Consider the following 14,628-nt stretch of genomic DNA (forward strand, 5'->3'; position numbering starts at 1 on the left):
TGAATAATGAGAGTGCGGTGCCTAACCTCAAGTTGTCCACTTCTTTTTTGATTGTAGTAACAAGCTCCCATCTTGCCATGAGCACATCTGTCTATGCTCAGTGGGTTCCCAGTACTGAATACCAAAACCAACCTGCACTCTCGATTATCGGTGTGCATAACCCTGATCCACTCAACCCATCCTCTTATGACCAGGGCTTTACCGGTAATGGTGTCAGGGTCGGTATCATCGACTCCGGTATTAATCCTGACCATATCGAGTTCAACAACAAAATTTTGGCCGGTATGAGTGCGGGAGCAAACCCAGTGTGGTCTGGGCTATCCGGCTTTACAGGACGTCTTTACGATAGCAATGATGAAAAAGGAGATGGTCATGGCACACATGTGGCGAGTATTGCCGCAGCACGTCTAGATGGAAACAGTACGCGTCCAAACAACATGCAAGGCGTCGCGTACAACTCTAGCCTAGTGATTGCAGGATGGGATGCTAATGGTATAGATCCCACATTGACACCGGTGGAAGCACTTAGCCGACTGGATCCTCAATGGGGAAGAGCCTTTGATTATGTGACAAGTCAAGGCGTACGTGTCATCAATAATAGTTGGGGTGACAACAGTCCCGGCCTTGATCCGAAGCAGGAGTCGCTCGCGTTTGTAAAGAATGCACCGCTTACGGTGCAGGCAATGGAACGTGCACTTGCAAACAACGTGGTGATCGTATTTGCCAACGGTAATGATCGCGACGAACCAGGAATGGGACTCAACCCGGGAGCACCCACAGCATTGCCGACTTACATACCTTCGATTGCCGCCTACGGAGGCTGGATTGCCGTGACATCAACGGACCTTGCAACCAGTGGTCCGCTAGCAGAAAGAATTCCGAGTTATGCAAGTTATTGCGGGGTGGCAGCTTCATATTGCATCGCAGCGCCTGGTGGCGGTTCGGAAACTGGGCAGGGGATCAATGGTGCCGCCTCCGGAACTCGGGATCCTTCAACCAATATTTACACGGTTAATGACCGCTATGTCGGAATGACTGGCACTTCCATGGCCGCACCAATCGTCGCTGGCGCGGTTGCCTTGGTGGCGGAAAAATATCCATGGATGACCAACCGTAATCTGGTCACTACCATTCTGACAACTGCAAGCGAAGCGCACAATGCACCAAGCCCTATTTACGGACGGGGTCTGCTCGACGTGAATCGCGCGATCAATGGCCCAGCGATATTTGAAGAGACATTCGTTGCAAATCTGCCCAAACAAATGACTTCTATTTTTAGCAATCCGATTTCTGGTGATTATGGGCTGAAGAAAATCGGGCAAGGCACCTTGAGACTGTCTGCTAACAATACGTTCAAGGGACCAACAGAAATACTTGAGGGTGTGCTTTACGCCGATAAAGACGTCAGTCTTGGCTCAGATAAAAGTCAGGTGGTGATTTCCAATGGGACTTTAAGGCTAGGTTCGGGTTTTGTGACTGCCGTTGATGGGCAATGGCGAAAACCAATTGGAGTGGGTGCTAATGGTGCGGTCATCGATACCAATGGAAACATTATTTCTTATGCGGGTGGGCTGATTGATTTAACGAATAAAGATGGCTCAATGGGAACGCTGTCATTTATCGGTACGCCGATGTCTATCGTGGCAGATTTAAAACTCAACGCTGACTGGAACGCTGATCTGGTTATCCCGTCTGGCTTGAGCTTAAGTGGCAGTGGAGCCATCCTCGGCAAACTCACTATGAATGGAAGTTACCGTCCGGGTAATTCACCGGGTACGGTAACGAGTACTGGCTCAATGCAGATGACCCCTCAATCAGTGCTTGAAATCGATATTGACGGGCCAGGCACGTCTGATGGTCCAGGCAATTTTGATCGGCTAATATTCACATCAGTAGATAGCAACTTCAACGCAAATGGCACTTTAAAGGTTTTGCTACGTGGTATCAGTGCTTCTGCAAACAACAATTACAGTCCAGCACTTGGGCAGGGTTTTGAGTTTCTCTCGACCTACGGTGTCATATCGAATTCATTCACTACACTCGAGCAGCCTACTTCTGGGTTGTTGCCTGGCACGCAAATGGATGTGGTTTACAGTCCAAATATGCTGAAGCTACATGTAACGCCGGCTTCTTATGCAAACATCAGTGCAGCGTCTGTCTCAAGCAACGTCAACCGCGATGGTTTGGGAAGAATTTTGCAAGGGATTCGACCTACGGCAGGCGTGCGAGAATCAGACATCACCCGCAAAACTTTATTTGATGCACTTGCACCTCAATCGACATCAAGTTTGCCAGTGAGTATGGACCAGTTGGCTGGCGTATCGTATGTGCAACTTCTAGGCTTAGCTCAGCAGAACACTTTATTTCTGTTGGGAGAGATGAATAGTGCTTCAAATTTTAATCGGTGGAGTCGACCTGGCAAAACTCCTTCAAATCAGACGACACAAGAAAATGCGAATAAAGACAGCTGGGGGAGAGTCATTGGTCGTTATTCTTCTTTGGGTGGCGACAGCACAATCGGAACTACCACCGATACGCTTGGTGGCGTAGTGTTGGGCACACAACGCAAGATCGGTGATCAGACACATCTTGGGTTTAGTATGGGCTATGGCAACAGCAGCTCAAAACTTCCATCAAATATGGGCTCAGGCTCTACACAAAACCTGCAGTTGATGACCTATGGTTCCAGAATTCTCAACGATGGCTTCTATCTTCAAGGCGGGATCGGACTTGGGGGCAATATCTTGTCAGCCAATCGTTCTTTGTCTCTGGTTAGCTCTGATTACAACGCCACGATTAAGACAGCAAACATTTCTGCCAATCTGAACATTGGCCAGTTTATACAAAAGGCCGACTGGTATTACGAATGGAATGTAGGCCTGAACTACCTAGGCATGCGTACCTTCGGTTTCAATGATTCGCGTGGGATGAACGCATACCAAGTATCAGGCCAGTCCACTAACAACACATCTGTTCAGCCCGTTATAGGACTGACAGCGGGTATTCCGTTTCAAACAAAAGAAACCGCGTGGCAGTTACTTGGATCAGTCAATTATGCATACGAACTGGCGGACAATCGCGCTTATCTCAATACAGTTGTTTTAAATGAAAATCTGCGTATTCAGAGCTCAGAGATCGGCCGCAGTCGTTTGACTCTTGGCGTTGCACTCAATGCCAATATCAGCGAGAGTGCAGTTTTTTCACTGAGTCTCATGAATCAGATGGCGACGAACTGGAACGCACTGTCGGCGTTTGCTAATTTAAGTGTACGTTTCTGAAAGACGGAATCTGACATGACGTTATTGAGGTAAGAGAAATATCATGCATTTATTTGTCTATTACAAATTCATTCCTGCAGATTATCCAAATTTGCACGCTAACATCAATCGCCTTCAATTGAGTGTGACGAGTCAAATTTCAGGATTGCAATGTAAACTTTTAAAACGTCCTAATTTGGATGATCAGGGTCGAGAAACCTGGATGGAACAGTACGACTTTCCTGATGAATTTTTTGATCAGCTGATGATCAAAATCAATGAAGAAACTGCAAAACTCGAACCGACTCCGCCTCGGATGAATGAAGTCTTCATTGACCATTGATCAACCAACGAAGCAGTCTTACACAAGGAATATTTTAAGAATAATTTTAGGTGCGCAATGGAAATTGATACTTCAACGCGATTAATTATTGCTGGTTTCACTTTCGCTATTTTTGCAATTTTCGAATCGCTCTATCCACATCGCTGTGCTTACATTCAAAAATCTCAACGCTGGACTGCAAATCTTGGACTTTTCTTTGTTGATTTATTTTTGGTTGGTATTCCTCTTGGTGCAGCAGCCTTTGGATTTATTTTATTTGCACAATCCCAAACATGGGGGCTGATGAATCAAATTGATCTGCCTTTCTGGTTCAAGGCTGTCATTGGTTTCATTTGTCTTGACGGCTTGCTGTACTTTCAGCACAGACTGTCACATAAACTTCCAATTTTGTGGCGCTTACACCGTGTCCATCATGCTGACACTGAGATGGATGTCACAACGGCCAATCGAGTTCACCCGCTTGAGTCTGTTTGGCTAACTTTTCTGCGAGTTGCGCTGTGTGTTTTTCTTGGAATACCGTTACTGGTATTGATCCTTTACCAAATTACATTAAATGTCGTGTCTATTTTTAATCACGCAAACATACGATTTCCAATGGGGATTGAACGCACTGTCAACAAGCTCTTCGTGACGCCAGCGATGCACGAAACCCATCATTCGGCACATGAACAGGATTTTGATACCAATTTTGCGTTCGTCTTTTCATTTTGGGACAAATGTTTCGGCACTTATAAGCATCAATCAATTAAGCAGAATGGGGAGGTTGTGCTTGGAATTGATCAATTTCGCGACACAAAGGATTTGAGCGTAATCGGCTTACTGACTATGCCGTTTCGTTGATGCAGTTGTGATCAGAATGGATCAGTTTTCGCCATTCATTCGCTCAAAATTTCCAAAATACTGCGTGTACTTCTAGTCGAACAGAAAGTTAACGAAAAATATCGCTCTAAGACCTGAGATTTGTTACTGGAGTTGATCGTATAGCTGCTAAATGCTTCAGTCCGAAAGTTATAACCGCACGCTTTTCTAATTCTCATCTCTATGCATTTTTAAATAAAATCAATGAGATACGATTGAGTAGTGCTGAATGTGTATCATCCACATGATGAATTTTATTTCATTCCAATCAAGCAAACCGTTCGTGTTTATTTTCGATTGAGCGGTTAGCTAATACTCTCTACTATCCCATAACAGTCTTAAGGGTCGAGTTTTCGCTCCATAAAAAGCCAATAAGGTAAAAGGGCAGCTGGAGGCTCTGCCCCATCGTAAGCGGAGCAAAAGGCAAAGCCATGGGACAAATACAATGATTGTGCGTCCTTCATGAAAACACCCGTGTCCAATTTAAGTGTCTTGAAACCGCTTTGAGTCGCATCTGAAATCAAGCGCTTTAACATGGTTTTGGCAACGCCGCGGCCGCGATGTTCTGGTTTTGTGTAAATCCGGACCACTTCCGCATCACCACCGGGCAAGATCCTCAAACCACCCATGGCCACCGCACATTTGCCATCGACTAAAAGATAATACTTTGCATCACTCTGGTTGGTTGGACAGACTTCCTTTGCCGCAGTTGTAATGTATTGATCAAGAGGCATACCCACAACATCACTTATAGAAAACGAACAAGTTTTCTGAATTTCTTTATCCATCCAATCAAAATACTCCCTAGTCAAGGTCAATGCGTTTTCGGACCATTCATCTGCGTGTGCATTAACAAATTCAAGAGTACTCATAGGATCGCTGATTAAAAATTTATTTTTGAAAATTCTTTACAGGCTAATGGATCGAAACGAAGGAAAAAGATTTGATCCTTTAAATCAAACGTCACTGATTCACGAGTCCTTGCATTGATGCACGCAATAGGATGCTTGCATCATTAGCATCATCAACCCACTTGGAATAAGCTCGATTCACTTCCCCCATGGTTTTTAATCGACCCGTTAAAACATCCGCCATTCCTGCGTCTAGGATTTGGAATGCATCTCTGTATAGAAGCAGTACACGAATATTTTTATCACCCAGATTGTTAAAAAGTTCTTTTCTACAAGCAATTTGCTGAGGTCGAAACTTCACCAAAGCATCCTTAAATGCCTGACTAACAGGAGTTGTTGAAGTTAGGCTTTGAAGATAACGAGGATCTTCGGCGCCGATAACAAGATCATTAAATTGTGTACTCGTCTTGCGTCTTTCTGCTTGCCAAGCCCTGTTGCAAGCAATGAATTTCGAGTTTGCGTGATCCCAAGCTTTAAGGTTTTCTGCATCCCTCTGCTGCATTGCAGTTTTGTGCGGGTCAGACGAAGAGCACCCCATTAATATCAGGCTAGAGAGTAGACAAAAAAACAAACTTTTCAATCTCAAAGACATGGGGCGTCCTTTTAATATTGAGTGACATCTTTCACGCGGACTTTAGTACTTCCTTCAAGTCTTCTGGACGGTTAAACCCCCACATTTCTTCTGACATTTTTATCTCCTATGCTAGGTTGGCAAAGTGAAAAGATATTGCAGGAAAATGATTTCGTCAATCTGCTTTTGACCAGGATAGATTCAATTTCTTTATGGATCTTATTTATGTTTCACTCTGAATGAATCCAATCATCTTTGATAACGACAAATACTGACAAAACAAAACCAAAAAAGATCAGACTGTATTTCCTCAATTAAGATCAACGACACTCAAACGGGCTCCTTCTTTGGTGTGTAAGCCCACGGGAATTTATATGCATTCAGTTGAGTTGCAATCGTTCCATCGAAACTTTTAAATAGGAGAAACTTATGAAAAATCCAGTTATACCTATGCTTGCAAAAGAGTGGAGTGGCACGCTCACACTCACATCAATGGGCGCAACCTCCGTCCACAACCCAACGCACAAATCATTTCGTGACGACGGTAAAGAGGAGCCACCGACTTGGAACTCTTATGTTCAGCCACGCAAGATCATTATCACGAAGCAGAATGGTCGTCATATCGAATTCACTGTTAAGGGGCCACGCGCAGATTCTTTCTGGGTCGGAACTTTGTCGGCAGACGGCAAGGAGTTTGTCTACGCGAGCAAGCATGGCGCTGGCATTGGGAAAATTGAGGGCCACCGAATGACTGGGTGTGGTAGCTCTCGCGGTATCGATGGTAATTTTGAGCATTGGCTCGAGCATTATGCCGCGTGGTACTGGGAATTTACTAGTAACGAATGATGCGCTAGCGTGTTTTCATTATTCAATTCAGATATCGAAACGAAAGAAGCCAACCTTATGGTTGGCTTCTTGAGCGATACATGCAGTCGTATCGTAGTCTAAGCGGATTTCAAAACCTCTTTAATATCTTCGGGCATTGCAAAACCATCCCATTCGCCAGGCATCATCATCTCCTTTGTTCGTGATTTGCTAAGAAATCCATCAGCCGAACCCTTCTCTCGGCGATTTCAATATTGTAGGCAACATAAACTTTATTAACATCCCCCATTGTTTTTAACTGCCCATCAAGAATCTTTACAATGCCATTGTCTAGCTCATAGAAGTTCTTCTGATACATCATCTTGACTGCTTGATGACCGTTACCAAGCGCTTCGAAAAAAGCCTTCCGACAAGCAATTTGTTCTGGTCGGTATTTAATTAGGCTCTCTTTCAATTCCTTTGTCAAAGGTGACTTTGAGGTCATTTTTTCCAGGTATAACGGATCATGAGGCCCAGTAACCAACTGGTTCCATTGGGGCGCATATGCAACGACCTGATCCCAGCGGGCTTTTCTACAAGCTTTAAATTGGTCTGCAGCTTCACTCCAGCTCGACGCTTGATTGCTCACTATATTTTTGGGGTGATCTGTTGCGCATCCAGCAAGTGCGGCAGTCAGTGAGAATACACATGCGATCGAAGCTAGTTTGATACTCATTTGGATGTTTTCATTTAATTTAAAGTGCTGATCAAATGTAGCATTCCGCCTCGAATTAAATTAATAATGTCAGAATTCGTCAAAATCGTACTAAGTTGGATTTCAGATTCATCCAAGCCAGTTTCCAGATTGGGATAAGTGACGACACAGCACATTTACAGATAATAATAATCGAGCGTCTGGCAACTGGATGCTTGATTCAGCTCACTAACTAATATCAGGACTCGCCCTCAAGTCTTGAACAATGAAACCCATATTTTCAATTTCAATGTCGTGTGACTGATCGCGCACTGTCTCATTCAGTGCATCCTGTTCCCATTCAAGCATTGCAGGATGACTCAATAATTGCTCTACATAACCCTGAGAACGATCGGTTAACAAGATTCCGTATGTTCGAAATCTAAATGCAACTGGACCAAAAAAAGCATCAACCGCAGTGAAACGATCGCCAGCTAGCCACGTACCATTAAATCGATTGAATCCGTCAGCCCATAAACTTTCAATTCGAGCAATATCAGATTTAAGGGCAGCACTCATTTCGCGAAGATGCACACGAACGCCCACACTCATCGAACATTCATTTCTTAAGGCAAAGAAACTTGAGTGCATCTCTGCGCATGCACTTCGAGCCCAAGTCCGATTGACTTTTTCAGATGGCCACACATCTGGGTACTCTTCTGCTAGATATTCGACAATAGACAGAGTGTCCCAGATAGGAATTCCATTACTTACTAGAACTGGTACCCTGGCGCTTGGAGATAAGGTAACAAATGTGCTTGGTGTTCCTGGAGGTGAAAAATAATGAAGCTTTTCTACAAACGGAATAGCAAGGGCTTTCATGAGTAGCCATGGGCGTAAAGACCAAGAAGAATAGTTTTTATTCGCGATGTGAAGTTCAAACATTGATGAAAACAGTTCTGAATTTAGAGGTGAGGTCACAGCAACAATTACAGAAATTAACGAAAAAAATTGGTTGAAAATCTGAGGTTGGGTGCTGGAGCTGATCGTATGGCAATGAATGGCTTAATTGAGGATGTCACAGGTGAATGGATAATATTTAAGTATTTTCTAAACTGATTTCATCACAAAATCAATGAGATAAGAGTAGTTCATCTAGTCTGTGTATAATCTCAATCTTGAACTTTGCGTTCATTCCAATCTAGCAAACCGTTCGAGTTTGTCACTGATTGGGCGGTTAGCTCAGCGGTAGAGCACTGCCTTCACACCCGCAGCTTTTAAAGTTTCCGACCTTTTCCCCGCTGTCAAAAAGTTTAATACCCCCTGCTGGTGCGGCTATTAACTGATTTGAAAATATAAATTTCATATTTTCTGGTCGCGATTTTCTGCGACCTGCGTTAGCGTGTGTTCAAAAACTTCAACACTTTTTGAGCCGCTATGGTCACGCTGAAACTGCTGAAATTTGACGCACACGAATACGCAACCCAAACAAAATCCAGAACAGCCGAGATTGAGCGAGCGTACATAGATGGCTGTCCCCCGAAGCTGTGGATCTATCGCTCGCTTGCTACACGCTACTGGTGGGTCAGGTATTACTGGAATGGACGGGTACACAGAAAAAGCACAAAGCAAACGGGGCGGCGTGAAGCCATCGTGTTTGCCAAGAGCTATTACGACACCATTACCACGCAGGGCAAAATCTCCGACATTCAGTCGAAAGCGACCAACTTTACTCAGTTAGGTATAGCAGTGGGCGTGTCACAGCGAGCAAAGCTACAGCGTGGTGAAATTACCAAGATGACATTCGATAACTTTGCCTATCGTTATCAAAAATCTGTCCTGCCATTTTTTGGCAAATTGGACGTGACGGAAATCAACTACCAAAAGCTAGAAAACTATGTCACTGAACTCAGTGACACAGGCATCAGTGGTACCACTATTCGCTCATACCTGTTGATTGTTCGCAAAGTATTAGTCTTGGCCTGTAGGCGAGGATTACTGCCAGCGGTACCTGAGTTCCCCACAGTCAAAATCAAACTCAAAGCCCGAGGGTGGTTTTCACCCGCAGAATATTTGACACTTTATAGGACAGCAAGACGCTTGGCTGGTGTCACGATGGAGATACGCAAGTACCAAGACAGCTTGGGTATCAAGCAAACGCAATACATCAGGCGTGATGATGTGGCTAACAAGCTGGGTACTCGTATGTGTTACGTCAAGATGATGACTGACTTGCGTTGGTTGATCGTGTTTATGGTCAATGGCTACATACGTCCCACAGATATTCGACATATGAAGCACAAGCACGTGGATGTTGTGCGTGGTGATTACACATACTTGCGGCTGCGTCTACCAGAAAGTAAAGGTCACACCAATCCCATTACAACAATGCCACGAGCGGTCACAGCGTATCTTGCTTTACGAAGGGAGCACGAACAAGACAGGGCAGGTCTGGAAGTTGATGGGGAAGATTATGTATTTGTCCCCAAGTATGCTGACAGCAGAGATCACGCACTAAATTTATTACAGCGGCAATTTGAAGTGTTGATAGGGGTATCGGGCTTGCCACGTGAAGTACAGGGCGAGATACGAAGTCTGTATTCACTCAGGCACAGCAGCATCATGTATCGCTTGTTATATGGCGATGGTATTAATACTTTAGTTCTAGCTAGAAATGCCCGAACCAGTGTGGAGATGATTGACCGCTTCTACGCCAAGCCACTTTCTGGCGAGATGAATATAGACATGCTTCAAAGCAAGCGTAGGAGGAGAGGGAGGGCGCGAGTAGAGTGAGCGAAGTTTGTCCTTTCGAACGGACGAAACCTCAAGCGTCTAGTTACGGGACGCTTAGAACTACTGGAGAATGACACTAAGATACACATTCAGGCTCGACAAATAGGCAATAACATGCTGATGATTGAACGTCAATATTCAAAATTGATCTCAACAATGGCAGCTGAGCAGTTGGCTGTTTGGGTCTCGTACTATCAACAAAACAGGTAGGTACCGGAATGTATGATCCAGAATCTATGTATCAAAAAAATGGCTTCACACCAGTAGAATACATACAGCAATCCTACTTTACGGTTCGCGAAAGCCTAAGAAATTGATTGCCATTTAATCTTTTTTATAACCGAATATATCTGATAGGGGCGGTTAGGAGTCAGAAGGGATAAGGTTGCTTTACAAAGTAAGTTTTCAATAATGTGCGGGGATACAATTTTGGGCGAACTTCTTCTATATGTATTTGCAATTGGCGCTCTTGTCACTGGTATCGTATCTGCGCTGGTTTATTTCAAAATATTTTTCGGTGAGAACCAAAAGGATCCAAGCTTTTTTGGATGGGTGCTTACGTGCTTAACTATGTGTCCTGTTAACGCTTTAATTTGGCCATTTGTCATTAAAGGTTTAATAAACACATTAAAAAATTACGATGCCGAACTTAGGCGAAAAAAAGAGCAAAAGCGATATCAAGAATGGGTTATGGGTCTGCAAGATAATGACGATTACCCAGCACCGCCTTGGATTAATCCGAAAACATTCGGTCCAGAATTTGTAAAACAATGGGGCAATTATTACAACAACACTGCTGACACTTCGTCTACCCAAAAATTCCAAGCGAGTATTACTCAAGTAAATTCAGCTAGACTTACATCTGAAGAGATGAGACGCGGCTCCTTTCCGCAAAGATATGCGACTGCGCAAAAATTGGCTCAACAGCACAAGGTGGCACAAGAAAAAAAGAAAATTAAAGACAACAGGAGCCTTGTTGAACTCGAGCCAAAACTGTCTCCAAGTAGAACAAATATTTCCATTGAAGTAGATAGAGTGAGTGTCGACGAAGTCTCACCTAAAGATGCGAAACAAGAAAAAATTAATGCTAGGCATGCCTTTGTACAAACAACTTTGAATAAGCCAGAACAATTAAAGCCTTTTACAAAGTCCGTTGTTTGCCATGTATGCAGACATGTGCTTATTGTTGATACTCTTGAGAGAGAATCTACATGCCCAAATTGTAGACAACATCTTATTGTTCATTGAGTGAAAAACTGTAACTGCAATCTATTCAAACTTTAATATCTTCTGAAATTGTGACTCAAGGTCAGGGAAATAATGGGACACGTATACGACTGTGAGTGTTTGGATTGTGGAGAAGCGTTCAAGACTAGCGAAGGTGGTGGTTCTAAATTTGTTCAGTGGTTATGCTGCCGCTGCGGGAAAAGTATGGCGGTCCCGCGGTACGCCCCGAGAGTCAGTCGTAAAGAACAGAAAATCATCACTGCGCTACAAAGGCGTACTAACCTTTTAAGGTTTGGATTCATCACAATTAAGATGCCATTTACATGGCGAATCGACAAAGACCACAAAGAAATACCTTTCGATAAGATAGAACGGTTTACACCAGAGACACTTCGTTCATTTCTTGATGATCACTCGGCTTGGTGGAGAACAGGTGGAGATTCTTGGGATGATTTTGAAAAAAATATGCTTCGTCAAGTTATTGGTTCTTGCTATTGTGGAGGCAACTGGATTGACCCCTACGATCCAGAGCATAGGGCGTCATTCCGTAATAATCGCCTAGCGTATCATCGGTGTCCAAAATGTCGCTCCAAGAACTTCAAATACCAAGAAACTGTGCTTTTTGACTAAGAAATTTAATGAATAAAAACTCAACTTTTATTTGGGTTAATAGGCAATAGATGATGAGTATCAGTACAAGTATTGAGCAACGGGACAGTTGATCGTTATTGAGTTGGAATACTCCTCAGCCATACACTTTCTTGTACGATAGACAAGGAGCTCCATATTGATGTTCGAATGGGACATAATTCGAAATGATTGCCGCTATTGCTGCGGATCAGTTGGCTTAATTCGTCTCCATCCTTTTATTGGATACTTACGAATGGTAGAGCGTCTAGTCACGGGATGGTTAGATCACAATAGTGATCGGACGGTCGCTTTGAGTGTCAGACCTTATTGATTGGGGATACAGAATACTGCTGATCCGGCTTAGCTGGAATATTTAGATGCTGCGTGCATGATCGACAGGTTGAAAACGTCCTTTTGAACGGACGAAACATCGAGTGTCTTGTCATTGAACCCTGAAATAATCAAAGTGTGACAGCCAAATCATCAAACGCTTTACCCCAAGTACGTATCTTGTAGCTTCGACGATCAGGCGAATAATACGGATCAGACTCAATCAGCTCAATCACTCGCTCTCTGCTAGGCACATCAAGCACCCACAATCCACCAACATATACTTGACCGGGCTCTTCTCGACAGCCACCTGCCAACAGGATCTCATCGCTATGTTTTCGCAAATACGCAAGGTGATCGGGTTCGCGTTCCTTCCTGATAGCTAACATTGCAGGCGTATCCTCGAAAAATACAATCCAACGCATTATTCACCTTGCTCGTTAAGTCTTGGTAATATGACTTTAGCACCAACAATAAATCAGCGAAATGAAAATTATCCGCAGCAAAGAATTCACAGCCGGTCGCCCATGAGGTGCGCTAGATATTGCCGACATGAACGGCATCACGACACGTCTGCATTGGACTGATCAGCCATACAAATGGCACATCAATGACGGAGAGGAGATTTTTACTGTGCTGGATGGTCGAGTTGAAATGCGATATCGGCTCGATGGACAAGAATTATCTACAATGCTTGAAACAGGCGATATTTTTTATGCATCCGTTGGCACTGAACACGTAGCACATCCAATAGGACAGGCTCGAATACTTGTTATAGAGTCGGCTGGTAGCGTCTAGTTACTGGACGGTTAACTTGCCAGCGTAAATAAACGGTAGATCTGAGTGCCGAACCTTACTGGGTGGGGATGTTTAATCCTGCCTGACCGTGGGTCAGCTTGGAAATTTACCTTATAGACGCTTGAATAACAGGTTAGAAACGTCCTTCTGAACGGACGAAACCTAAAGCGTCTAGTTACGGGACGGTGAATCAAAACTGTCGTGTAACACGACAGTTTGAAATCAGATCTACGGATCATCTATTTGGTTAATTCCATAAGCATTGCTAAATTTATCACTGCATTTCTCACCAATAACCAATAGCAAAAGATCAATTACTCATCCCATTTTAGGGATAGCTTTATTGCTGATTTCAAGTTACAAGCAAAGTCTAAAGCAATTACACTTTCAATACATTTGAAATAGAAAGATGGCATTTGATTGGATTCAGGTGGTTATAAATGATTGATATCTTGCCTTCATCATCTTGGCGCGAGTTCCGCGGGGAGCCTCCCAATAAGGGGTTGAATTTAACTACGCATCTGGCATTAGTGGAGGATCCCAATGGAAAATTGCATGAATGTTATGTGAAGATTTGTCCACAAAACTGGCCAAGCCCTATCACCGAAGCTATCGGCTGGCAATTAATTCGCGCCCTAAACTTACCTGCACCTGACTTTGCAGCGCTAATAATGATTCCTATGAATAGACTTCGTCAGTCGATGAAGCTAGATCATCACTGGCTTAACTACAATCACCCTGAAACTTTAGCCTTTTGTGTGTCCGCCGTTGAAGGCAGGCCTTTAATAAGCAGCTGGAAATGGATTGACAGTTTAAGAAAAAAAAATGCCTATAAAAAGGCAGAGGTAGCAGCTATCTGCGCATTTGATCATTGGATTGATAATAAAGATCGCAATACAGGAAACTTGCTTAAAAAGAAAAATGGAGAACACGTCGCAATTGACAATGAATACATTCTGTACGATCTACTGTGGAATGGTAAATTTGGATTTGAAATCGGTGAGAAAACAATTCTGTCCGAAGCAAAACAGATCTTAAACACAAAAGAATTTGATAGTTTTAAGGTGGCAGTTGCTCACCATGGCGGAAATCATCTTGCTGCCTTAATTGCAATTAAGGCCGATTTAAGCAAATTAATTTTTACTCTATTACCAGATAGAGCTTTAGCCCAGCAACTTTGGGATTCATTGGATACGTTTATGACGGCGCGTGCCGATGCTGCATGGCTGCCAGCTGAGCTTGGAGTAATTGCACAATGAATATTGCAAACTTAGATGACAAAGATTGAGGTTCCCTCTGTGTTTCGTCTACCAAAGGGATAGGTTCATGCTACCAGCTTTTCTTTTGGTTGCTGACTAAGCCAACGGTGCAGGTAATTGTTTGGCGATAAATATCCGAGAGTTGAATGCTGC

At 43.6% G+C, this 14,628-nt stretch carries 13 protein-coding genes; 8 read left to right on the forward strand and 5 right to left on the reverse strand.

What is annotated here, in order from left to right:
• Positions 1-77 precede the first annotated feature (77 nt).
• Genes QWY27_RS05290 through QWY27_RS05300 form a run of 3 tightly spaced genes read left to right on the forward strand, consistent with a single transcriptional unit; the run spans position 78 to position 4,440 of the window.
• Positions 78-3,278, forward strand: a complete 3,201-nt coding sequence (locus QWY27_RS05290; protein ID WP_290195428.1) for a S8 family serine peptidase — start codon at positions 78-80, stop codon at positions 3,276-3,278.
• Positions 3,279-3,321: 43 nt separating this feature from the next.
• Positions 3,322-3,600, forward strand: coding sequence for a DUF4936 family protein (locus tag QWY27_RS05295; RefSeq protein WP_290195430.1), 279 nt, complete (start codon positions 3,322-3,324; stop codon positions 3,598-3,600).
• A gap of 57 nt (positions 3,601-3,657) precedes the next feature.
• Positions 3,658-4,440, forward strand: a complete 783-nt coding sequence (locus QWY27_RS05300; RefSeq protein ID WP_290195431.1) for a sterol desaturase family protein — start codon at positions 3,658-3,660, stop codon at positions 4,438-4,440.
• Positions 4,441-4,796: 356 nt separating this feature from the next.
• Here the strand turns inward: QWY27_RS05300 and QWY27_RS05305 are convergent, their stop codons facing one another.
• Together QWY27_RS05305 and QWY27_RS05310 are read right to left on the reverse strand one after the other, a co-directional pair.
• A complete protein-coding gene (locus QWY27_RS05305; protein ID WP_290195433.1) occupies positions 4,797-5,330 on the reverse strand; it encodes a GNAT family N-acetyltransferase in 534 nt (177 codons plus the stop codon).
• Positions 5,331-5,421: 91 nt separating this feature from the next.
• Entirely contained in the window at positions 5,422-5,961 is a 540-nt protein-coding gene (locus tag QWY27_RS05310; protein ID WP_290195435.1) for a hypothetical protein, read from the reverse strand.
• Positions 5,962-6,369: 408 nt separating this feature from the next.
• Here QWY27_RS05310 and QWY27_RS05315 point away from each other — a divergent pair, with 408 nt between their 5' ends.
• Positions 6,370-6,786, forward strand: coding sequence for a hypothetical protein (locus QWY27_RS05315; protein ID WP_290195437.1), 417 nt, complete (start codon positions 6,370-6,372; stop codon positions 6,784-6,786).
• Positions 6,787-6,952: 166 nt separating this feature from the next.
• Here QWY27_RS05315 and QWY27_RS05320 read toward each other — a convergent pair whose 3' ends face one another.
• Entirely contained in the window at positions 6,953-7,480 is a 528-nt protein-coding gene (locus QWY27_RS05320) for an alpha/beta hydrolase family protein (protein WP_290195439.1), read from the reverse strand.
• A gap of 207 nt (positions 7,481-7,687) precedes the next feature.
• Positions 7,688-8,383, reverse strand: a complete 696-nt coding sequence (locus QWY27_RS05325) for a glutathione S-transferase family protein (protein ID WP_290195441.1) — start codon at positions 8,381-8,383, stop codon at positions 7,688-7,690.
• Between the two features lie 492 nt (positions 8,384-8,875).
• On the opposite strand from QWY27_RS05325, the gene QWY27_RS05330 reads away from it, so the two are divergent.
• Both QWY27_RS05330 and QWY27_RS05335 read left to right on the forward strand, forming a co-directional pair.
• Positions 8,876-10,231 carry a hypothetical protein gene (locus tag QWY27_RS05330; protein ID WP_290195442.1) on the forward strand — a complete coding sequence of 452 codons (1,356 nt, stop codon included), beginning with the start codon at positions 8,876-8,878 and terminating at the stop codon, positions 10,229-10,231.
• A 429-nt stretch (positions 10,232-10,660) separates the two neighbouring features.
• Positions 10,661-11,479 carry a hypothetical protein gene (locus QWY27_RS05335; RefSeq protein WP_290195445.1) on the forward strand — a complete coding sequence of 273 codons (819 nt, stop codon included), beginning with the start codon at positions 10,661-10,663 and terminating at the stop codon, positions 11,477-11,479.
• A 1,070-nt stretch (positions 11,480-12,549) separates the two neighbouring features.
• Here the strand turns inward: QWY27_RS05335 and QWY27_RS05340 are convergent.
• Entirely contained in the window at positions 12,550-12,843 is a 294-nt protein-coding gene (locus tag QWY27_RS05340; protein ID WP_290195446.1) for a YciI family protein, read from the reverse strand.
• A gap of 118 nt (positions 12,844-12,961) precedes the next feature.
• Between QWY27_RS05340 and QWY27_RS05345 the strand changes: the two genes are divergently transcribed.
• A complete protein-coding gene (locus QWY27_RS05345; protein ID WP_290195473.1) occupies positions 12,962-13,216 on the forward strand; it encodes a cupin domain-containing protein in 255 nt (84 codons plus the stop codon).
• A gap of 440 nt (positions 13,217-13,656) precedes the next feature.
• Positions 13,657-14,475 carry a HipA family kinase gene (locus QWY27_RS05350; protein WP_290195448.1) on the forward strand — a complete coding sequence of 273 codons (819 nt, stop codon included), beginning with the start codon at positions 13,657-13,659 and terminating at the stop codon, positions 14,473-14,475.
• Positions 14,476-14,628: the final 153 nt, after the last annotated feature.

It is taken from the genome of Zwartia vadi, from assembly GCF_030410375.1.
In the GTDB taxonomy this organism is placed as follows: Bacteria; Pseudomonadota; Gammaproteobacteria; order Burkholderiales; family Burkholderiaceae_B; genus Zwartia; species Zwartia vadi.

Bases quoted from the DNA above. Each gene is read 5' to 3' on its own strand.
- QWY27_RS05300 (WP_290195431.1), top strand. From the start codon at position 3,658: ATGGAAATTGATACTTCAACGCGATTAATTATTGCTGGTTTCACTTTC.
- QWY27_RS05320 (WP_290195439.1), bottom strand. From the start codon at position 7,480: ATGAGTATCAAACTAGCTTCGATCGCATGTGTATTCTCACTGACTGCC.
- QWY27_RS05340 (WP_290195446.1), bottom strand. From the start codon at position 12,843: ATGCGTTGGATTGTATTTTTCGAGGATACGCCTGCAATGTTAGCTATC.
- QWY27_RS05325 (WP_290195441.1), bottom strand. From the start codon at position 8,383: ATGTTTGAACTTCACATCGCGAATAAAAACTATTCTTCTTGGTCTTTA.
- QWY27_RS05310 (WP_290195435.1), bottom strand. From the start codon at position 5,961: ATGTCTTTGAGATTGAAAAGTTTGTTTTTTTGTCTACTCTCTAGCCTG.
- QWY27_RS05330 (WP_290195442.1), top strand. From the start codon at position 8,876: ATGGTCACGCTGAAACTGCTGAAATTTGACGCACACGAATACGCAACC.
- QWY27_RS05350 (WP_290195448.1), top strand. From the start codon at position 13,657: ATGATTGATATCTTGCCTTCATCATCTTGGCGCGAGTTCCGCGGGGAG.
- QWY27_RS05305 (WP_290195433.1), bottom strand. From the start codon at position 5,330: ATGAGTACTCTTGAATTTGTTAATGCACACGCAGATGAATGGTCCGAA.
- QWY27_RS05315 (WP_290195437.1), top strand. From the start codon at position 6,370: ATGAAAAATCCAGTTATACCTATGCTTGCAAAAGAGTGGAGTGGCACG.
- QWY27_RS05295 (WP_290195430.1), top strand. From the start codon at position 3,322: ATGCATTTATTTGTCTATTACAAATTCATTCCTGCAGATTATCCAAAT.
- QWY27_RS05290 (WP_290195428.1), top strand. From the start codon at position 78: ATGAGCACATCTGTCTATGCTCAGTGGGTTCCCAGTACTGAATACCAA.